Below are 20,446 nucleotides of genomic sequence, written 5' to 3' on the forward strand. Positions count from 1 at the left end.
ACAAGAAGGCCATCGCAACCGGTCCGTAGGCGGCGCACGGGTGAAGCAATGCTTACTTCAGGAAATCTTCACGCTGAGGGGTGAAGCAGTCCACGAGTTGGGAGTCATCCTCAAGGGGGATGCAGCCATGCTCGGAGTTAGAAGGCATGTAGAGGGAGTCACCCTGGCGAACAACCTCAACGTGCTTGCCGTCTTCATCGTTGATTTCAAACTTGAAGGAGCCCTTGAGCACGTAGGTGATCTGCTCATGCACGTGGCTATGCAGGGGGATCTCCTCGTTCTCATCAAGGCCACGTTCGAAGATGATGTGGGCGTACAGCATGGTGCCGCCGTGGGCCATCACAGTACGGAGGGTGTTGTCATCAACACGATCAGTGGTCAGGTCATCCTTGTGGAAGAACAGCATAAGAATTCTCCTTCGAATTGCTGTGTTGTGTTTTATTAGGTTGCAAAATCAGGCGGTAACAGCAGTTGCTGCCTTGGAGGCCTTAGCTGCAGCAGCAGCCTTAGCGCCGAAGAGTCCGGGGATAACCACTGCGCCAATGAAGACGATGGTGGCTAGTAGGAGCATGTCGGGATCAGCGAAGGTCGTACCAGCAACTTCGTGCTTGGCGAAGATCTCAGTGAACATGGGCAAGCACACTGCGGGCAGAACGCTGAGGAGAAGACCATCAGTCACAGAAGCAATGATTGCACCTCGCAGACCACCCTGCGCGTTACCGAGGATTGCTGCAGCGCCGCCGGTGATGAAGCAAGCCATTAGGCCAGGAACGATCACGGCGTAGCCAAAGAGAGGCAGAACGAAGATCATCACCACACCGGTGAGGAAAGAGGTGAGGAAGCCGATGAGTGCAGTGTTGGGAGAGCGATCGAAGAGAACCAGGACGTCGACGCCGGGGATAGCGCCGGGTGCGAACACCTTGGCGAAGCCTTTGAATGCGGGGACGAGTTCGTCGATAAAGAGCTTAATACCAGCCTTAACGATAAACAGGCCACCAGCGAACTTAGCGGCTTCTTCAAGGGAGAAGATCAGAAGGTTAGCGTGAACATCCTTACCAGCAAGATCGGAAAGAACGGCATCCAAAGTGTCGCCACCTGCCACGATCGAGGAGACGAAGAAGAGGATGAACATGGTGAGCATGGTGGCAACGTTGGGGTCCTTCAGGAAGAGGATACGATCGTTGACCTTAATGTCTTCAGCGTCACGCTCCTTGTTACCGAATTTCGAAGCAAGGAAGGATCCGAGGAAATAAGCCAGAGTGCCGGAGTGAGCAATGGTGTAGTCGTCAGAGTTGACAACATCCTTGGTGTATTTGGCAATGATAGAGGGGCTAATTGCCATGTAGAGGCCAAGAAGAATACCGCCGGCGACGACGGTGATCCAGTTAGCAGCAGCCGCACGGGCGAAAACTGCGGTGATAGCGAACGCCGAGAATAACGCCAGGTGCAGTGAGAGATAGACAGCCTTGAAAGGGGTGAAGCGAGCAACGAGGATGTTGACCACGAGACCCACGACGAGCACGAAAGAAGCAGTGGAGCCCAGATCAGCGAGGAGCTTGGACATCACTGCTTCATTTGAGGGAACTACGCCGGAGAGGTTGAATGCCTCGTTAAACAGTTTAGAGAATCCCTTGAGGACGTCACCGAGGATGTGAGAACCGAGCTTAATCATCGTAAAACCGACGAAGGCGATGATAGTGCCGGACACAACCTTGGTGGCCTTATTGCGGGTAAATACGAGGCCCAGGAACGTTACGATCGCGATGATAATCGCAGGTTTTCGCACGATCTCGAGGAAAATCTCCACAGCGAGCACCTCTTCCTTTTCAAAATGTGAGATCAGGGATGTTGGAGAAACCTGATGATGGATATGCAGGATGGGTTGTCACGACCAAGGTCGTGGCGCAATCGCAAGTGGCAAAAGAAGTCCGACTAATCGACCTCATTGACATTCGCACACGTTTCACAATGTGAAACATGCGTATTCACTCCTGAAAACGCTCAACCAGACTACAACTCCCATCATTGGCGACGCCAACCCTAACCTGGGAGATCTCAGTCACAGATAAGTAAAGCTAACTGGTTTTCTATTTTTAGCGAGAATTGAAGAAAGAGTCGCAATTACCCGCAAAGACAAGCTTCTCCCCACATCACCACCTCCCTTCAGTTTTTACGTTGCAACGTCACCTCCTTCATGGCAAACTATTTTTCATAAAACTGAATTTCAGTTTCACACACCAAAACATGAGGAGGTGGCGATGATGCCAACCACACCCGCACCAGAGTCGCTCTCCCCCGTACGAAGCGTCGACAAAGCCCTTCGCGTGATGGACAAACTTGCCCAAGTGGGCCCTCAAGGAGCCCCACTAAACGAGTTGGCCAAAGACCTCGGCATGAACAAAGCAAGCCTTCACCACACCTTGGCAGCTCTTCGCTTCCGCAACTGGGTGGAACAACACGAAAACGGCAACTACGCCATTGGCCCCGCAACCGCACAGTTCGCACGCTGGTGGACGAGCGCTGACCGCCTTGTCGCAGACCTCCATCCCGTTCTCGAACGCATCTGCGCCCGCACCCAGGAACTAGTCCACCTGGGCCGCTTATCTGAACGCAGCGTTTTATACATCGACAAGGTTGAACCTGAACGCCCCATTCGTGTGTGGTCAGAAATTGGTCTACGAGCCCCTGCAGCAGTGACCTCTCTTGGCCGCGCCATCATTGCCGCCCGCGATGGGTCCTCAGTCGATCCATCAATATGGATCGCTCAACTCCCTAGCCACCAACCTAACCTCAGCATGCGTTTGAGTGAAGAAATCATCCGTGTTCTCAACCAGGGATTCGCCGTCGAGTTCCAGGAAAATGAGCCCGGCATTGGCTGCGTTGCTGTTCCCCTAGACATTTCAGGCTCTGCCGGCGCAGCAATCAGCTTGTCCATGCCTGTTGATCGCTTCTCATTGACCCGCGCCCAGGAGTTGGCAGCAATCATTCGCGAAGAAATTTCCGCCGCAGGCATTATCGACATTGCCCCCTTCACCTACCAGGCACGTCACTCAGGAAATATCTCCTCTTCCTTTATCGATGTTCCTGCATTGCCTTTACCTGCAGTCTCATCATCCCTCCCTCTGCACACCCCCTCATCGTCCGCTGCTCTCACCTACCCCGGCGAGAACGCAGCATCGTCATAATTCCCCCTACACACGCTCATTTTGTGAGCACCAAACACAGGAGAACTCGCATGTCAGTTCGCGAATCACTACAAGCCAACCCGGTTGTTCCGGTTGTGGTTGTCAACAGCGCCGAAGAAGGCGTTAATGTTGGCAAGGCACTCATCGCTGGTGGCATCACTACCGCTGAAGTCACCTTCCGCACCGCAGCCGCCCCCGAGGCAATCGCCGAGATGTCCAAGATCGAGGGACTCAATGTTGGCGCTGGCACTGTCATCAACGCCGAGCAGTGCGAACGTGCTATCGACGCAGGCGCCACCTACATCGTCTCCCCCGGTTTCTCTGCGTCTGTCGCCAAAGTTTGCCGCGAGCGCAATGTCTACTACCTGCCTGCTTGCACCGATGGAACCCACATTATGGCTGCTCTCGAAGAGGGCCTTGATACTCTCAAGTTCTTCCCCGCAGGCGCTATGGGTGGCACCGCCACTCTCAAGGCCCTTGCCGCCCCCTTCCCCCAGGTTCGCTTCATGCCCACCGGCGGAGTGAGCGCCGCTAACCTGGCCGAATACCTCGCTCTCCCCTGCGTTCTTGCTTGTGGCGGTTCCTGGATGGTTTCCAGCGCCCTAGTCAAGGAAGGCAAGTGGGATGAAATCACCCGTTTGTCGGCAGAAGCTGTCGAAATTGCAAAGGAGGCTCAGGCATGAGCACCGGATTAACTATTCGTCCTGCACAAGAGTGCGCTTACGACATCATGTCCCTTGGCGAAGTCATGCTTCGCCTAGATCCCGGTGAGACTCGCATCCGCACCGCACGCCGTTTCGAAGCATGGGAGGGTGGCGGTGAGTACAACGTGGCTCGCGGCTTAAGCCGTTGCTTTGGTCAGCGTGCCGGCGTAATCACCGCTCTTGCTGACAACGAGGTAGGTCACCTTATCGAGAACATGATTCTCGCTGGTGGCGTAAGCACCCAGAACATTAGGTGGGCCGCGTATGACGGCATTGGCCGCACAGTGCGTAACGGTTTGAACTTCACTGAGCGTGGATACGGCGTTCGTGGCGCCGTGGGTGTTTCTGATCGTGGTAACACTGCCGTGGCACAACTTCGCCCTGAAGATATCGACTTTGATGACATCTTCGGCCGTCAGGGCGTTCGCTGGCTGCACACTGGTGGTATTTTCGCAGCGCTGAGTGAATCTGCTGCTGACGTCGCTGAAGCCGCTATGAGCGCCGCAAAACGTCATGGCACTATCGTCTCCTACGATCTCAACTACCGCCCCTCCCTCTGGAAAGGCATCGGCGGCCAGGAACGTGCTCAGGAAGTCAACCGCCGCCTAGCTCAGTACGTTGACGTTATGATCGGCAATGAGGAAGACTTCACAGCATCTCTCGGCTTCGAAGTTGAGGGCGTGGATGAGAACCTCTCCAAGCTCGACACCGCCGCTTTCGAGCGCATGATCGAGAAGGCCACCAGCGAATTCACCAACTTCACCGTAGTGGCTACCACCTTGCGCGCAGTCAAGACCGCAACCGTAAACGACTGGGCAGCCATTGCATGGAGCCGTGAAGGCGGATTCGTTCGTTCCACAGAACGTCCCGGGTTGGAGATCCTGGACCGCGTTGGCGGTGGCGATTCCTTCGCCTCCGGCCTCATCTACGGCCTGATGATCCGTGAGGATGTTCAAACTGCCGTTGAGTTCGGTGCAGCCCACGGCGCACTAGCTATGACCACTCCCGGTGACACCACCATGGCCACTGTGGCCGAAGTTGAGCGTCTTGCCTCCGGTGGTGGCGCCCGCGTGATCCGCTGATTCTAAGTAATCACTGCCATCACACATGATGGCTTCTGGACCATCAAAGTGTGTCCGGGGCTGCTTGAAGCCCCGGACACACTTTTATACTGAGCACTGTGAGTTCTCTTGCCTTGAAGCGTTTATCTCCACCGGTTCAATTAGCGGTGGGGAGCCTGGGCTGGTTGATTCTCCTGAGCCTGCTCTACCCCGTTGTGGTGACCAAAAATGGGGACATTAGCCAAAAGTTTGATGCGTGGATTTACTACTACGCCACGAGCCATTGGGTACAAAGTGGCTCTCTGTATGACTTCTACGCCTTTCCGGCCGACCACCTTTATCCCTTCACGTATCCGCCTTTTGCTGCATGGCTGATGCGTGGGATGACGATTTTTTCTTTTAATCAGGCTCAAGTCCTTTTATCAACTCTGACGATTGCTGCAACAGCGTGGTGCGTGTGGGTATGTTTTCGTTTCCTGGGTGTAGAGCTTCGCATCAGCACCATTGTGACTCCGTGGATCAGCGCAGGTGCTCTCCTTACTCTGGAACCATTAATCAAAACCCTAGAGTACGGGCAGATTAACGTCATTCTTATGGCGCTAGTACTCACCGATATCTGGGCGCTCGACCTCTTACCCGCCTCTCACCCACTCAGGCGTATCCAAGGACTTGGGTGCGCACTTGCTGCTTGTATCAAGATCACCCCAGCTATCGCCATCGCGGTGTTCATCATGAGTAGACGATGGCGCCAAGTAGCAGTAATGACCAGCACTAGCGTGGGCATTACCGCCTTGGTAGGTCTTATTAGTCCGCGCGAGACCCTGGATTATTTCACCACCTATCTGTGGGATCCGAGCCGAACAGGTGAATACACCTATGCTGGGAATCAAAATCTCATGGGCTTGTTTTCACGCCTCCTACCTGAGTCAGCAGCATTCAGCGCTTGGGCAGTGACCTGCACAGGTTTAGTCATGATGGTGATGACGGCAGGGTGGCGCATCATGGCCTCTCATACCAACGAGCGAAGCAATCTCGGATTGATCACCTGTATGGTCATGACTCTTGGCCTTCTCATTAGCCCTATTACTTGGTCACACCACTGGGTGTGGATTCTTCCCTCAGTCATGATCACCGCATGGCTTGCCGTCAAGCGCGCCGAAGAAATATGGCTGTGGGTTGCTGGCTCAGGACTGCTCGTGGCGTGGATGGCCCCACATTGGTGGTGGCCTGAGCACGGTGGCATAGAAAAAACATGGCCATTGTGGGCCCAACTCCTTAGTTCAAGTAATACCTGGTGGGGGCTCGCATTCCTTATCATTGCGACGCACGTGTACGCTGTGGGTTCACGCCAAATTGCGCTCAAAGTCGAGCCAGACCTTTAGGATGGAGCCGTGCCCATTTTTGACCTTGCTCGTGCCGCTGAGGATCGTTTTCATCGCGACCTCATTCCGGTGCTACGTCAGCGAGGTTGGCGCCCGCGCGTGGTGCCCTATGACGGTTATGGAACGATAAGCGCCAATGGCCTAACTTCATCAGCACGAGTCATCGCTCGTATGGTTATGCGCCCACAGAATGCACCCGCCGAAGGCCCTCTCTTTCGGAGCCTTCCCGAAGATTTCCCTACTTCTGCACTGGAAATGCGCGACATTGCTTTCACTTCTCTTCTTGAAGCTCAGCGTGGGTGGCGCAGTTTCGTGGATTGCCCCGTCCCTTTTCTCCCGGTGACAGTCAAGGTTGGCAATCAGTCCTTGCGTACTCGCGCAGATCGTTCGGGATACGTTGATGTGGTGGTACGCGATCATGGTTTAGAACCTGGTTGGCATAATGTCACGATTGAGGCTGCCGGCGTTTGCGAACCCGTCACGTGTCAGGTAGAGATTGTGTGCCCCGAGCCCACAATTGGCGTAATTTGCGATATCGACGATACGGCAATGATTACGCATATGCCCCGTGCAATGGTTGCGGCCTGGAATGCGTTTGTGAAGAACTCCGGCGCTCGTCAGCCTGTTCCTGGTATGGCCCAGTTACTCTCTCGAGTTCGCCGCACTCATCCTCAAGCTCCTGTGGTTTATCTATCCACTGGCGCATGGAATGTGGTGCCCACATTGCGCTTCTTCTTAAAAAAGCACGGCTTTCCTCGTGGGCCCATGTTGATGACCGATTGGGGCCCGAACAATACAGGATGGTTCCGTTCAGGCATTGAACATAAACGTACGCAGTTGCGTCGTCTCATGATTGATTTACCGCACGTAACGTGGCTTCTTCTGGGTGATGATGGTCAGTACGATCCGCTGATTTATGGCGAAGCTGCTCGCGAACATGATGACCATGTTGCTGCAGTAGCTATTCGCCGTCTAAGCCCGGGTGAGCATGTTCTAGCTGGCGGCCGTGCGGTACACCCGATGGGCCTAGATCCTGATTCGCGTACCCTAGCTGAGTGCGATGTGCCTGTGGTTTATGGCACGGATGGTTTTGCCTTGGCTCGCGCGCTTCCCAGCAGCATTGTGGGGCCAGATTCCTCCGGCCCCACTCGGCTGACTCGACGGACGATACGGTAATTTTGTCCGCTGTTGTTCGTTAGGCGTTAGCCGCGCTGAACAGTTGCTTCGCCTACGTCGATAGGCTGTTTGGTTCCTGCGGTCTGGTTGCCGAACAATCGATCCTTGACTGCCTGAGCCACCTTGTCGGTGACTACCTCACCTTGCTGGCGAACGACGTCGTGCAGTTTATCCTGGACTGCTTCAACGCGGGATCGCACACTGGGGGACTGTGCCACGCTGGATGCTGTGGCCTTGATACGTTCGTACTGTGCACGTCCAGCGCGGGTTCCGAGAACATATCCGGCGCCGAGTCCCACGAGAAAAGTCATCTTGCTTGGCATTGCCGCCTCCTTGGGTTTCACCCTTGTTTTGTGCTGGTAGTTTACCCTCCCCTTAGTATGGGTGAACTTGTGGCACCACCAACTTAGGTAAGCCTTTCTTTGCTATCGCCTTATTTTAATAAGGGCTACCATTAGAGTATGTCCATCACACTCCCCATGCCGATGAGCATCTCCAGCCCCACTTCCGCTACCGAGACAAGCACTCAGCAATCAGCGGTCAGTTCACGCCTCAACTGGCTACGCGCCGGCGTGCTTGGCGCCAATGACGGCATCTGCTCGACCGCAGGCCTCGTAGTAGGCGTAGCCGCCGCTGACCCCACGAACACCAAAGCCATCATGGCTGCCGGTGTTGCAGGCCTGCTCGCTGGCGCCGCCGCCATGGCTACCGGCGAATACGTCTCCGTCTCCACTCAGCGAGATACAGAAAAAGCACTCGTAGAAAAGTCCCGTTCCGCCCTGCGCACTTCTCCCGACGCCGCATGCGCACGTCTCGCCGCTATCTACCGCTCCAAAGGCTTATCCCCAGCCACCGCAATGACCGTGGCACGTGAGTTAACAGCCCACGATGCTTTAGGAGCGCACCTAGAAGCTGAATTCGGGATTCGTGAAGACGATTACACCAATCCTCTTCACGCCGCAATTTCCTCAGCAATTTCTTTCATTCTGGGCGCAATGGTCCCCTTGCTCGCTATTGTGCTGCTGCCGGTAAACATCCAAATTCCCGGAACCTTTGGCGTGGTCATGGCAGGCCTAGCACTCACCGGTTACATCTCGGCGCGCCTCGGTAGCGCACCCCCGACACGAGCAGTTGTCCGTCTCATGGCAGGTGGCGCTGCTGCCATGCTCATCACGTGGTGGATTGGCCACCTCATCGGCGTGGCCGTCTAAACACCACACCGCTTCGACGCGGTTCAAAGTTTGCACTAGCGCGACGAGAACGGCGCAACAAACTCATGGCACCTGAGCCACGAGGAATCCGGTCAAACGGTTCAATTGTCTTACCACGATCACGCGGGCGGCGCGGCATCAATGCGCGAACCTGCGGGGAAACCCGGACCCCCACGCGATCTTCCACCTGAGGAAGGCGCCATGATCGCCAGTAGGCAAGGAGACATAACGTTGCGCCCACAAATACAGCGGAAACAAGGCCTACACCAACCGGCGCATCGATTTTCACAAACACCACGTCGGTGATGGCAGCGAACATGGCAGGCACGGCATATAAGCGATTCCCACCGAACACGGCAGGAGTCTGCCCCACAGACACGTCACGGATCATCGAGCCACCCACAGCGGTCAAGCATCCAAGAAGAACAGCAGGCATCACACCCAATCCGTTCGTCAAAGCCTTGGACGCACCGGTTGCTGCCCACACACCTAACACCACGGCGTCGGCTGCAATGAGAAAACGTTGAGCCCAACGCCCCTGGAAGGCAAACAGCCACGCTATCCCCGCACCCGTACATGCCATTCCCAAGTAATAAGGATCGGTAAGGGCAAAGGGTGGACCAGCCTGAATCATTACGTCACGAACAATCCCACCACCAGTAGCGGTCATGATAGCCAGCACAATAAAACCGACAATATCGAAGTTGTTTCGACGGGCAATCAATCCGCCCAGGATGCCGTTCAGGAGTACACCGGACAGATCAAGAAAACGGAAGACTTGCTCCACGGTGATGGAGTCATGCCACCAGTCGCGCAGTGACATCACGTGAACAATCGCCTCTGGACTCAGGGCAAACGACCATAGACTCATAGGCCCTCCTTCCATTGCGTCCGTTGCGATACCTCCTGCTTCAAGCACAGAGAATCATGTCATCGGCTGGGACATTACAGGGCAGCGTCAGTCCCCACAAGTAGACCCAGCCCATAAGTGACAGCCGCAGCGCCATAACCAATAAGCAACTGGCGCAAAGCCCGCCTGAACGGAGGCTGGCCGGAAAGGACGCCGACCACACCACCAGTCACCAATAGGGCGCACCCCACCAGGACCGTGGCCACAAGCAGAGCAAGGCTTCCTGTCATCCCAAGGATAAACGGAATAATCGGAACGCCAGCTCCTGCAGCAAAGAAGAAAAATGAAGAGATCGCAGCGCGCATTCCCGTACCGACCTCCTCAAAGGCGGTTGCACTCTCGTCATGTGCCTGCCCAAGAACGTCCCCTTCAAAAGAAACCCCGGGCTGTTGCTCAGAGAGTGTAGCGATGTTGCGTCCCTGGGAACGGGCGGCAGCAAGAACATGAGCAGCATGTAAGCGAGCCTGCTTCTCACTTTCACCGCGGGCGCGGTAGACCAAAGCCAACTCATTCGCATTAACATCAAGCACACCCAGCACCGTATTCGTACGGGGATCAGGAACAGAAGCTTCTAGAAGTTCACGCTGGGATCGCACGGACACATATTCACCAGCAGCCATGGACAACGCACCAGCAAGTAGTCCGGTAATGCCCGTAATCATGACGGCGGTCGATGAGATACCGGTTGCTCCTACCCCCAAAACAAGGGCGAGATTAGATACCAAACCATCATTGGCGCCAAAGACCGCCGCACGGAACGAGCCACTAAGTCGCTGACGACTTCGAGCAGCCAGCGAACGGATGACTTCAGAGTGAATTTGTTCGTCAGCCGCCATTTGAGCGGTGGCATCACGATCACGGTCATAGGTGCCACGTTGCTCGGAACGCTGAGCAAGAGCGAGCACAAAGATCGAGCCAAAGTAACGGGCAAGAAAAGGAAGAATCCTTGAGCGCAGTCCGGCACGAGGAATCGGTTCAGCATACGGACCAAGAAGTTGGAGCCAGTGCTCTTCGTGACGTTTTTCAGCGCGAGCAAGTTCTTCAAGAATCGCCGCCTCTTCACCGTCGCGGCGAGATGCAAGATCGCGATAAACGCTCGCTTCGAGGCGTTCTTCTGCTACGTATCGCCTCCATCGCCTGCGCTGTGCTGGCGTGGGATCAAAGTCGCAAGAAGATGGCATAGGGGAAGCCTGCCACGGTTAGTAGCCCAGTTTCTACCTCCACACGAGAGTAATGTCCTGCACCACAAGGCGAAATAATGAAAGACTTCGGACTATGAGCGCCCCCTCATCTACTCAGCAGCCCACAAAGTCTTCTGGCCATGTTATCCCAGCAGTCAGCACCATAGGGCTCGTGGCGTTCGTCCTAGTGTGCATCATTGCTCTACTGATGGCCCCTACTGCTTCCACGCTGCACCCACTGCCCACAGGCGGCTATCAGGCATCCATTCACAACGGTGTCAACGAAGCATTCACTGTTCCCGGCGATTCCTACCAGATATCCGCCAGCGGTGACCATTTTGCAACCTCACAAGGAACAGACGTGAGTTACTATCACGTCCCTCAAGGCAAAACCCCCACCCCTTCCTTGGTGTGGTCAGGTAGTTGCAATGAACCATTGTTCTGGGGCGAACGTCTAGTCTGTTCATCGACAGTAATCTCACCTGATGGATCCACCACCGAGGTGCCTGCACTCCACGCAGGAGCCTTTATCACCGGTTCCCAGGACACGATGGTGGTAGCTAAGCCTCTACCGTCAAAGGTTGATGGCGCACCCACAGCCACCCTCGTCGGCGTAGGACTCGACGGCACCATCCGCTGGGAAAATTCCCTCGTCTTCAACCGCAACTCTTTAGGTGGACAAATCCACCTCAACAAGGCTGTTCTTGGGACATTTTTTACGGGGACGAGTTACGACAATGTTCAGGGAAACAATCCCATCGCCCATGTGATCGACATTGATAGTGGCAATGACCTACACACCTATGATGGTTCCTATCTCCTCTTCGGTCTCACTGACGGATGGGCAACACTGTCCACGGCTCTAGGAGATGCTTCGGACGTCAACACCATCTATGCCCTTGACGGCAGTGAGGTGTATCAGGGCCCACAGAAAATGGCGAAAGGACCTGATGCCCCTCAGGGAGACTCCCCTAATTTCAACCCTATTTACATGGACGTTGACACCATGAGGGATTTATTTGAATCCAGTGACAACCTGACACAGCGAGTCGTATTCGTTGATGGACACTATGCGGTCTATGACGGCATGACCCGAAGCACCGAGGCATGTGACACGATCTCAATTGGTGAGCACACCTGGCCTATTAACGAGATGACCGGAAGCGTCAGCACCTACCAATGTATGGTCACTCTGGCCGGAATCGGACCACAGTCAATACTCATCAGTGCAGACGCACTCAACACCCCTACCCAATTGGTTGACCTCTCCAGTGGCGGTGTGTGGTGGACTACCGATGTTTCACGTGTTCAAAGTGCCCGCCCTGGCCTTCTTCTCGGGGTACGCTCAGGGGACAAAGGCAATATGGTTGTTGGCTTGACCCCACAGTAGTTCTTCGCGAACTCCTTGCGTTAGTGCTGGCAACATTCCACTGACATGTCAACGATGACACCAAGGAGAATCTTATGAACACTCACTCCGTCCGGCTCGAAGTCTGTGTTGAAGATGTGGCGGGTGTTCGTGAATCAGCACGACTCGGTGCGGATCGTGCAGAACTCTGTGACAACCTTGCTGTTGGCGGGACCACTCCTTCCATCGGCGCTATTGAATCTGCTCTTCTGGCCGCCACCGAGCAAATGGAGGCACGCCGCGAAGCAGTAGGTCCATCCTGGATTCATACCGACCTAGCTCGGCCCTTTGAACTCATCGTCATGATCCGCCCCCGCGGTGGAAACTTTGTGTACGACAGTGATGAATCGCGAGCCATGATTGCTGATGCTCGTCGTATCGCTCGCCTTGCGCAAGATATGGGTGCCGTTCCTGACGCCGCAACTACCTCACCGGGAGGCTCCACGCCCGTCACCCCCGCAGTGACCGTCGGCTTTGCTACCGGCGCTCTTCATGATGATGGCAGGATCGACCGCGGCCTGATCACCCGTCTTGTTGAAGCCTCAGGCGCTAGCCCCTTAACCTTCCACAAGGCTATTGACGCCAGCGCCGACCCCCTCAAAGCCTACGAAGTGCTCCATTCCCTAGGGGTTGCGCGCGTGCTGAGTAGTGGCGCGGCGCATGATGCCGCTAAGGGATCCCCCCTGTTGGCCGCCATGGTTGCTACCGGAGGTCCCGACGTCGTTGCTGCCGGGCATGTGCGTCCCGAGAATGTCGAGGCCTTGGTCGAAGTGACAGGAGTATGCGATGTGCACATGCGCTGCCCTGTCGTTGAAAGCGGCGTAGGTCCCATGCGCACCGACCCAGTGCTAGTGGAAAAAGCCGTCAGCCTAGTTCACGCATTATCTTGTGTGAGTGAACACTGACCTTACTGCCCCATCAGCGAGGCGTACTCTTCGCATCATTTTCACTCATCAATGGCGATGATTGAATAGTGATGCTTTCTGCGGTGGTGGCCCGGCAAAAGCCGGGCCACCACCGTTGTCTTGAAAAACTGCTATACCCTTACCAGTTGCTCAACGCTAACTTTTCAGGCATGTTCAGCGCTAACTTATTCTGGGCTATTTAGTCATTGAATTACTCAGACAACTGAATGGAATTGAGCCATATTAAGGCTTGCTCCACGCTATAGCGCAGTCGGTCACTTTCACTAGCGTGACGCAAATTATCGGGGACACTAAGCAATTTAGAACCTGCAGGCAGCACATGAGAATATTCCAGGGCGCTTTCTTCCACGTCCGGCATCTCATCATCAAGTGCGCCGTGAATCATCAAGATAGGCCAGGGAAGATCCGCCATCGTGGCTTGGGGAGTCTGCAAAGACACGTCAGCCAAGGTGGTCTTGGAGATGACATTCCAGGTGCGATTGTTGGGGTTGTCGTCGAGTAAGCGGGTCATACCATGGGTGGCAAGTTCACTCAGTTGGTCTTCACCAAAGACTTCTTCCCACAAGATGGACTGGGGTGCGGTTACTGCTCCCACTGTAATGGCGGCATGAGCACAGGTAGGTTTAGCAAGCAAGGTAACAGTGGCACCGAAGCCGTGGGCATAGAGAGCATGTTGGGGCCAATCATGTTCACGAACCCAGCTGCATACTGCTTGAACGTCTTCAATTTCCCCGGCTGCTGTAATGACGTCATCATCACTATCGCCCAGTCCAGAGAAATCACAGGCTAAAGTGGCATAGCCTGCGGCAAGGAATGCTTCAGAGACACAATCCAGCCGTTGGTTTGCTCCGTGGCGGTCAGCAAGAAAGTCATGGAAAAGTACCACCACATGAGTGCACGATTCCCAGGGGCCAACACAATCATCAGGAGGGGTAACTCCTTGCGGGTAGCGCAAGGTTCCCTCAAGTTTCACTCCTCGAGGAGTGGTGATCTCAACGGTAACCACGGCATTGTCCTTTCAGTGCGAAAGACTGCAAAAACCGCTCATCCTGCTCCCCGTGTAGGAGAAGTACGCCCTACGGTGCTGGAGCCAGGCGAACGATCAAGGCTCGGTGATCGGTGCCATCAACATCGATAACCATGCCGCTACTCACAGTCCAAGCCTGTGAATCTACCATGATATGGTCAATGGGAGCACCTAACAAGGCGGTGTGGGTGGTTGTTGGCCATGTGGATAGGCCACCAATTTTCGCCTCAATAGCAGCATCCGAGCAATAGCCCAGATCGCGCATCATGGCGTGGTCGATTGTGGCGTTAAAGTCACCGGCCATGATGAGTCCAGCCGGAAGCTGTTGGCGGCAGAGGTCAGTAGCATCCGTCACCGATTTCACCCACCGCCCAGGGAATGCGGCCAGGGGCGGGTAGGTGTGAATACCTAAGATGACCGGAGCCGTGGGATCCTCACTGGTCAAATACACCGAGCCGAATCCCAGTTGTGCTGGAGATGCGAATTGGGTGTAATGGCCGACTGTTGTCGAGACAAGGACGCTCGTGACTCGGAAGGCAGGTCCATCGTCACCCACACGAGACTCGTCATGAGACGGTTCAGGGGCGGGGGCGGCGTCGGATGTGGAAGAAGCAATGACACCGGCCGTGTCACTATCCATAGTGGTCGATGCTTCGGGGGAGGAAGATTCCTCAGACTGGCCCAGTTCATCAGCGGCGCTAAAAACTTGGAAGGTGTATCCGTCCTGAGCGAGAAGTTCAGCGAGTTTTTCCGCGTAGGCCTGGGTGGTTTCGGGGAGAACCAGCACGTCCGCACCCTGTTCGCGTGCTGTGATGGCCAGTTTGACGACGTCAGCTCCAGAGTTTTCGGTGTTGAGCGTCAGTACCGTGATAGTACCGTCACCAAACTCCGTGGCGGACAGTCCTGTATCAGGCCCCAACGACTCAACATTGTGGACGCCACGTTGAACGATAGCAACAGTATGTCCGGCTGCAACAAGGACACAGACCATACCGATGAGGGCAGTGCGAGTTCCTCCTTCATGACGAACAACGCGAGAAATCGCTGCGATGATGAAAACCAAGCCCACCAGACCCCAGCCCACTGCCATGGTGCCGCGCAATGCCAGAGCCTGAGCCCACGGGTAGTGCGTGGAGAGTTGCCAATGGGGGTTAAGCCAACCGAGAGAGTCTGGCACCAACGTCACAATGGCAATGAAACAAATGACGATGGTCATCGTCCAGGCAATCACGCTTCTCACGGTATTCACCTGCTCATTGTGACAGATAACAATAAGTTTTTTAGGCAATCATTTAATGCTCTTACCTCAGCCTACGTCGCGTCGTTCGAGCAGGAGGAGCACTTCGGCGTGAGTAGTGTGAGGGAACATGTCCACAATCCGTGCTTTAGCCACTACGTAATTGCTCAACAATTCGAGGTCTTTGGCTAGCGACTGTGGCGAGCAAGAGGAGTAGACCACCAGGGGGATTCCCGAGTCATTGATTCGCTGGGCCAGGTCCTCACCGATTCCCCGACGCGGGGGATTGACCACAAGAAGGTCAGGGAGGTGAGCGGAGCGTGCGGGATCAATGACGCTGGCATCACCGCTGGCAAACTGGACGGATGGTGCGGTTAAGCCCATGGTGGTGGCAGCCTTGGTGGCGCCCGCGATAGCGGGCGCACTGAGCTCCACGCCGCGTACCTCCACAGGAATATCCGTGGGTGGCTGTGCCGCGAGCGCTAAGGCAAATCCCCCCACGCCACAGTACAAATCCCAGATACGAATCGGCTCTGTGTCTGCTTCCGCTCGCTCTAGCGGAACATTTTCTGCGCCACGAGTTGGCTCGTCGCGATTCGCCCCGTCGTCAGTAGTTTCATCAACATTTAACTGAGATGACGAGCCGCGGCTCCACCCCTGACGCTGAGCAAGCAGTCCTTCCCATGCCCAGGAGCGTGCTTGTGCATATAGGCCTGTGGCCATCAAGGTGTTGGTCTGGAAGAAAGACTGCGTCGGTAAAACCAAGGGCATGGCCACGGTGTTCACCTCATCGCCCGAGCCACGCTGTACGCGGTGCCCCTCTTCCTCGCCTCCCCCCGACGATTGAGAGCGAGTTTCCTGCTGCAGAACATCCCCAGCACCGTGCGAAATGACCTCAACCCCATTGGCAGAACTGACGAGCATCTGCGGATTGATTAGCGTTCCGGGCTCAACATCTGGCAAGGACAGGCGCATCGTCAGCGTCTCAGGCGCGGTCAGCACTTCTTCGCGCTCACCTTCGACGATAGCTGCGGGTTGGGGCTGATAGTTCAGTGATAAAACCTCAAGCCCAGGGATGGTCTCCAGAGCTCGCGGAAGATAGTCAACAATCGCTTCCCGGCATCGCTCACCGCGCAACACCAGGCGCACCATGAGGCGTTCCTCGGGGGAAGCAGTCACCAGGACGTACTTCAACTCTCCTGTGCGCTGAATAATGTCATAGGGGTCCAGTGCACACTCGCGGATCATCTCCCGAATAGCGGGAACAGCGCGTTCGATTGCCGGTTCATGGAGGGGACAGTCGCCGAGGTCCACAAAATGGGTGCGTTGTGCTCGACCTTTACCAACGAGGGCAGCAATTCCTAACTGTGGATTATCTGCAGTTCCGAACACAGCGAATTTGGCTTTGTTGCGGATGCGGAAGGACTCTCCAGCGAGCGGCTCATCCCAGACTTGCGCAGGGATGTGCTCGGTGAGGAGTAAGCGGACTTGCTCATCAATCACGCTCACTTGTTCGGGGCGCGGCATGCTCAGGGTGGGGCATGAACGGCATTCGCCGGATTGATGATGGTGGCAAGTCACGGACTCAGGGTACAGGGGGCGGTAGCCTGTATTCATCACGGAAGTGCTCCCCCCACCGACGGTGAAGGATAACCATGTCCCCCATTACATGCGCCAGTATGTACACGATTCGTTCCATGTCTACCGACCAGGTAGAACGCGCCGGGCAGTTACTGATCGACGAGGTGCGCTCTTCCCTCGGCGATTCCTTCACCGATGAGACTCAGATTGAGTTGGATCGTATCCGTGCGGACTTGTGTGACATGTGGAGCCAGTACGGTGAGGGACTCATTGGTGATGGTTTCATCCGTTGGCGTGACCCCGCTGCTTTACAGGGCGTTTCTGACGTGGCCAATGCGTTTTCGGGTTGTTTCTTCCCCGTGGGTACTACTGCCTGGGGTGACGTGTTGGCTCTGCGCCCCCATGCGCTGATTCATGCCACGTCGCAATGCTCTGCTACCCCCTCAACAGGCGCGTCAGCCCCTTCTGCCACCTCCTCGGATTCTGCCTCGCAGAACTCCTCCGAAGACGCCGCGGACACAAGTAACTCCGCTTCCTCACCTGTCGCCGATGCATCCACTCCTGCCGACGCCGCACCCTCTCCTCACTCCGCAGCATCACCTTCTTGCGCTGGCAAGGATGCATCAGCCGCTCCCCCGCCGCAGACCACCTTGTGGTGCATGGTGATGCCGCGTGACAACACGATCATTGATATTCAAGCGCCTGATGTGGCTGGTTTGGTGAAGTTCCTTGAGGGCGCTCCAGGGCGTCAGAAGATTTTGCGCGTGGGCCCGTGGGAGCAGGTTGCTGAGCAGGTCGGCATTGTTCCCCTCCACCAGTGCGTCCGGGCCACGAGTGAGTACTCCTGGTCAGCACCGTCGTCACCCGATTCGTGGAAGGTTGTTGACCTAGATGATTACTGGCTGCGCGTGAGTGTGTTAGCTTCACGCCCCGATCAGTCCGGAGACTGACAATTTGGCGTGACGCAGGGCCCGTCGAGTCGCGAACCTGTCAGCACTTTTCATGACCATCGAGGTCGAGAGAGAAGTCGGGAACGAGCAGGCTCCATCTCCCGTCAGTTCAGGACAGGGTGGCGAAACCCTTCAGGAAAGTGCCGAAATCCTTCAGGACAGAGCAGCAAGATCCTCGCGGATGCGCTCAAGGCGCTGATCAAGAACGTCCGGATCGTAATCCACGGCAAGTCCTTGGCAGGAGCGAGCCAGGTCAGCCAGGTCGCGTGCGCGAGCATTCATACTTTCAGCGGCACTGCGCAGATTCTCCAGAACGTCAGCGCGAGCAGCCGGATCAGCGGCGGCCGTCTGAATCGCCTGCATCAGAGGCTGATGAGTGTCAGCCAGCGTGGCCGCCACGGCGTCAAGTTCCCCGCCCACCACATCAGCGCGTGCATCCATGATGGCGAGTTTGAGTGCAAGATTCTGGGCGCCATCATGCAAGGCGGTGCAGAGTTCACCAAGTGCGCCCACGGCGTCATTGGCGCCGATCTCATCGACACCGTCAACCAACTGGGCGGCGAAAAGACCACCCATAAGGTTATGGAGACGAACCAGGGCCACGGCGAAACGTACGGCGTTCACATCGCCGCGCAATTCCTCAACCTGACCGGCTAAGGGCTTGAGTTGTTCATAGGACTCAAGCAACTGCGCTTCCACCCCAGTCCATGCTTCGACGAGGGAACCGGACTTAGAAGCGGTCGCAGCATCACGAAGTGAGTGACGCACGGAGGCCACCTGCTGGCAGAGGTGGTTAATTTCGGTGGCGCGGGTACGCAGGAGTTCAATAAGTCGAGCGTACACATCGAGTAGGTTCACCACGTGGGCGGTATCTGATTCGATGCGGTCCATGCGGGTGAGGATGCTGGCCACGGGGCCTTCTGCCTCGGGGCGAGTGGGCAGTTCCACGCCGCTGGATACGAGGGCCGCGATTTCTGCGGGCATCACCTGGGCGGTGAAGTCGGAAACATCGTGGTAGCCGGCTTGCTGAAGTTCAGCGTTGAGTGCTGCCTTGCCCTTGGCTGCTACTTCGCGGCGGGTGGAACCTGCCTGTCGGGACTGTTCTTCAGCAGCAACCACCCGCTCATACATGCCTTCCACACGGTCACGCAGGTCGGTGAGCATGGGCAGGGTGCGCACGGACAGGTAGCCGTCACCGCAGGGAATGATGGTGGCGAAGACTCGGTAATAGCCGCCGTCTGCTGATTCGTTGGTCACGTAGGCGCCCACGGCTTTGCCTTCACCGAGTAGGTCCCAGATGGAACGGAAGAGGCCTGCGGGCATGGAGGGGTGGCGCACCACGTTGTGTGCGGCACCCACGAGGGAGCCACGGGGATAGCCGGAAAGGCGCATGAAGGTGGAGTTCGCGCGCTGAATACGCCCAGCGGTGTCCGTTGTGGAGAAAAAGAGTTCTCCGGCGTCGAAGAGATGTTCGCTGGCGCTGGTGCTCATCAGGGCGCTGGCCTTTCATGGTGCGGCGTTCGGGCTGGGGTGAGAGTTTGCCCGGGGATCCATGGCCCAGCCTACTCGCCCCTCACCGATTAGGCCGGTAGTCTTGCAATTAGCCCCACTATTCAAGGAGTTTTCCGTGGCAATCGAACACATTACCCAGTCTTCCCCTGAGCTTGTTGACGCGATGGCTCGCCTGATCCCCCAGTTGTCCTCCTCTGCCCCCGCGTTGAGCATCGAGGAAATTGAGGAATTCCTGGCTCAGCCTGGTGTGCACCTGTTCGTTTACCGCCCCGATGAGGTTGCCCAAGGCACTGACCATGCTCCCATTTTGGGCATGCTCTCCTTGGCTACTTTCACGATTCCTACTGGCCTTCGCGCATGGGTTGAGGATGTTGTGGTTGACGACGCCGCTCGTGGGCAAGGTGCAGGCCGGACCCTGGTTGAGGCTGCTGTTGATTACGCTCAGTCCTTGGGCTGCCGCACTGTTGATCTGACTAGCCGCCCCACTCGCGAGGCCGCTAACCGCCTGTACCAGCGCTGTGGATTCCAACTTCGTGAGACCAATGTGTACCGCTACGGCTCGAAGTAATTCGTCACTCTTTTTCTAGAGGCCCTGCACAGTTCACCAGCACGGTGCTGTGTGGGGCCTCTTTGCATTCCCCCCCCTGGCGTTTGATAAAGTGGTTGGCCATGTTGAAGAAAGCAATTCCCGGATTAGCCAGTATTGGACTAGCGCTGTTGTTGGGATTCCTTGCTATCGAAACGATTCAGCAGGACCCCGCGACGTGGCGTCTTGTCCTTGTCATCATCAGTGTCTCTTGCCTATCAGCCATGGGCGGCGCGTTTGCCGTTGCCGGAGTAGCCCGAGCAACACACGAAGCATCTACAGATTCGTCATCAGCATCAGCACGTGGTGAGTGAATGACTGCAACTCATGGTGAGTGCACAACTCGTCGTGAGTAAGTGACCGCAACTCGTGGTGAGTAAGTGAGCGCACAACTCATGGTGAGTGAATG

20 protein-coding genes are annotated in these 20,446 nt (G+C 56.1%); 11 read left to right on the top strand and 9 right to left on the bottom strand.

The features are described 5' to 3' along the window. Window positions 1-52 precede the first annotated feature (52 nt). On the bottom strand, window positions 53-406 hold the full coding sequence (locus tag A9753_RS01750) for a cupin domain-containing protein (RefSeq protein ID WP_067779298.1): 354 nt from the start codon (window positions 404-406) through the stop codon (window positions 53-55). A 48-nt stretch (window positions 407-454) separates the two neighbouring features. Further along, entirely contained in the window at window positions 455-1,807 is a 1,353-nt protein-coding gene (locus A9753_RS01755) for a PTS ascorbate transporter subunit IIC (RefSeq protein WP_083090247.1), read from the bottom strand. 451 nt (window positions 1,808-2,258) lie between these two features. On the opposite strand from A9753_RS01755, the gene A9753_RS01760 reads away from it, so the two are divergent. The 5 genes from A9753_RS01760 to A9753_RS01780 all read left to right on the top strand — a co-directional run bounded on the left by A9753_RS01760 (window position 2,259) and on the right by A9753_RS01780 (window position 7,508). After that, complete coding sequence (locus A9753_RS01760) at window positions 2,259-3,185, top strand: IclR family transcriptional regulator (RefSeq protein ID WP_067779302.1); 927 nt, start codon at window positions 2,259-2,261, stop codon at window positions 3,183-3,185. Window positions 3,186-3,235: 50 nt separating this feature from the next. Beyond that, entirely contained in the window at window positions 3,236-3,868 is a 633-nt protein-coding gene (locus tag A9753_RS01765) for a bifunctional 4-hydroxy-2-oxoglutarate aldolase/2-dehydro-3-deoxy-phosphogluconate aldolase (protein WP_067779303.1), read from the top strand. Beyond that, window positions 3,865-4,971 carry a sugar kinase gene (locus A9753_RS01770; protein WP_067779305.1) on the top strand — a complete coding sequence of 369 codons (1,107 nt, stop codon included), beginning with the start codon at window positions 3,865-3,867 and terminating at the stop codon, window positions 4,969-4,971. The genes A9753_RS01765 and A9753_RS01770 overlap by 4 nt, the downstream gene beginning before the upstream one ends. 113 nt (window positions 4,972-5,084) lie before the next feature. Beyond that, entirely contained in the window at window positions 5,085-6,332 is a 1,248-nt protein-coding gene (locus A9753_RS01775) for a glycosyltransferase 87 family protein (RefSeq protein ID WP_176702706.1), read from the top strand. A 9-nt stretch (window positions 6,333-6,341) separates the two neighbouring features. After that, window positions 6,342-7,508, top strand: a complete 1,167-nt coding sequence (locus tag A9753_RS01780; protein ID WP_067779310.1) for an App1 family protein phosphatidate phosphatase — start codon at window positions 6,342-6,344, stop codon at window positions 7,506-7,508. 26 nt (window positions 7,509-7,534) lie between these two features. Here A9753_RS01780 and A9753_RS01785 read toward each other — a convergent pair whose 3' ends face one another. Beyond that, window positions 7,535-7,831 carry a protoporphyrinogen oxidase gene (locus tag A9753_RS01785; RefSeq protein ID WP_067779312.1) on the bottom strand — a complete coding sequence of 99 codons (297 nt, stop codon included), beginning with the start codon at window positions 7,829-7,831 and terminating at the stop codon, window positions 7,535-7,537. A 138-nt stretch (window positions 7,832-7,969) separates the two neighbouring features. Here A9753_RS01785 and A9753_RS01790 point away from each other — a divergent pair, with 138 nt between their 5' ends. After that, window positions 7,970-8,719, top strand: a complete 750-nt coding sequence (locus tag A9753_RS01790; protein ID WP_218056732.1) for a VIT1/CCC1 transporter family protein — start codon at window positions 7,970-7,972, stop codon at window positions 8,717-8,719. Here the strand turns inward: A9753_RS01790 and A9753_RS01795 are convergent. Next, window positions 8,700-9,542 (bottom strand): trimeric intracellular cation channel family protein, encoded by an 843-nt coding sequence (locus A9753_RS01795; protein WP_083090248.1) that lies wholly within the window; start codon window positions 9,540-9,542, stop codon window positions 8,700-8,702. The two genes, A9753_RS01790 and A9753_RS01795, sit on opposite strands and share 20 nt — an antisense overlap. 122 nt (window positions 9,543-9,664) lie before the next feature. Continuing rightward, window positions 9,665-10,810, bottom strand: coding sequence for a VIT1/CCC1 transporter family protein (locus A9753_RS01800; RefSeq protein WP_067779313.1), 1,146 nt, complete (start codon window positions 10,808-10,810; stop codon window positions 9,665-9,667). A gap of 94 nt (window positions 10,811-10,904) precedes the next feature. On the opposite strand from A9753_RS01800, the gene A9753_RS01805 reads away from it, so the two are divergent. Next, window positions 10,905-12,200: a hypothetical protein gene (locus A9753_RS01805; protein ID WP_067779321.1), complete on the top strand. Its 1,296-nt coding sequence runs from the start codon at window positions 10,905-10,907 to the stop codon at window positions 12,198-12,200. 74 nt (window positions 12,201-12,274) lie between these two features. Then, window positions 12,275-13,123, top strand: coding sequence for a copper homeostasis protein CutC (locus A9753_RS01810; protein ID WP_067779323.1), 849 nt, complete (start codon window positions 12,275-12,277; stop codon window positions 13,121-13,123). 211 nt (window positions 13,124-13,334) lie between these two features. Here the strand turns inward: A9753_RS01810 and A9753_RS01815 are convergent, their stop codons facing one another. The 3 genes from A9753_RS01815 to A9753_RS09980 form a co-directional block, all read right to left on the bottom strand. Next, window positions 13,335-14,150 carry an alpha/beta hydrolase family protein gene (locus A9753_RS01815; RefSeq protein ID WP_067779325.1) on the bottom strand — a complete coding sequence of 272 codons (816 nt, stop codon included), beginning with the start codon at window positions 14,148-14,150 and terminating at the stop codon, window positions 13,335-13,337. 70 nt (window positions 14,151-14,220) lie between these two features. After that, window positions 14,221-15,411, bottom strand: coding sequence for an endonuclease/exonuclease/phosphatase family protein (locus A9753_RS01820; protein ID WP_176702707.1), 1,191 nt, complete (start codon window positions 15,409-15,411; stop codon window positions 14,221-14,223). Window positions 15,412-15,477: 66 nt separating this feature from the next. Continuing rightward, window positions 15,478-17,025: a class I SAM-dependent methyltransferase gene (locus A9753_RS09980; protein WP_067779336.1), complete on the bottom strand. Its 1,548-nt coding sequence runs from the start codon at window positions 17,023-17,025 to the stop codon at window positions 15,478-15,480. A gap of 38 nt (window positions 17,026-17,063) precedes the next feature. On the opposite strand from A9753_RS09980, the gene A9753_RS01830 reads away from it, so the two are divergent. Further along, window positions 17,064-17,939: a ribosomal eL19 family protein gene (locus tag A9753_RS01830; protein ID WP_067779339.1), complete on the top strand. Its 876-nt coding sequence runs from the start codon at window positions 17,064-17,066 to the stop codon at window positions 17,937-17,939. A 153-nt stretch (window positions 17,940-18,092) separates the two neighbouring features. Here A9753_RS01830 and A9753_RS01835 read toward each other — a convergent pair whose 3' ends face one another. Then, window positions 18,093-19,430, bottom strand: a complete 1,338-nt coding sequence (locus A9753_RS01835) for a chemotaxis protein (RefSeq protein WP_067779342.1) — start codon at window positions 19,428-19,430, stop codon at window positions 18,093-18,095. Window positions 19,431-19,614: 184 nt separating this feature from the next. On the opposite strand from A9753_RS01835, the gene A9753_RS01840 reads away from it, so the two are divergent. After that, window positions 19,615-20,019: a GNAT family N-acetyltransferase gene (locus A9753_RS01840; protein ID WP_425394243.1), complete on the top strand. Its 405-nt coding sequence runs from the start codon at window positions 19,615-19,617 to the stop codon at window positions 20,017-20,019. Window positions 20,020-20,120: 101 nt separating this feature from the next. Further along, window positions 20,121-20,351: a hypothetical protein gene (locus A9753_RS01845; protein WP_067779348.1), complete on the top strand. Its 231-nt coding sequence runs from the start codon at window positions 20,121-20,123 to the stop codon at window positions 20,349-20,351. Window positions 20,352-20,446: the final 95 nt, after the last annotated feature.

The organism is Actinomyces vulturis, from assembly GCF_001687305.1.
Taxonomy (GTDB): domain Bacteria; phylum Actinomycetota; class Actinomycetes; order Actinomycetales; family Actinomycetaceae; genus Actinomyces; species Actinomyces vulturis.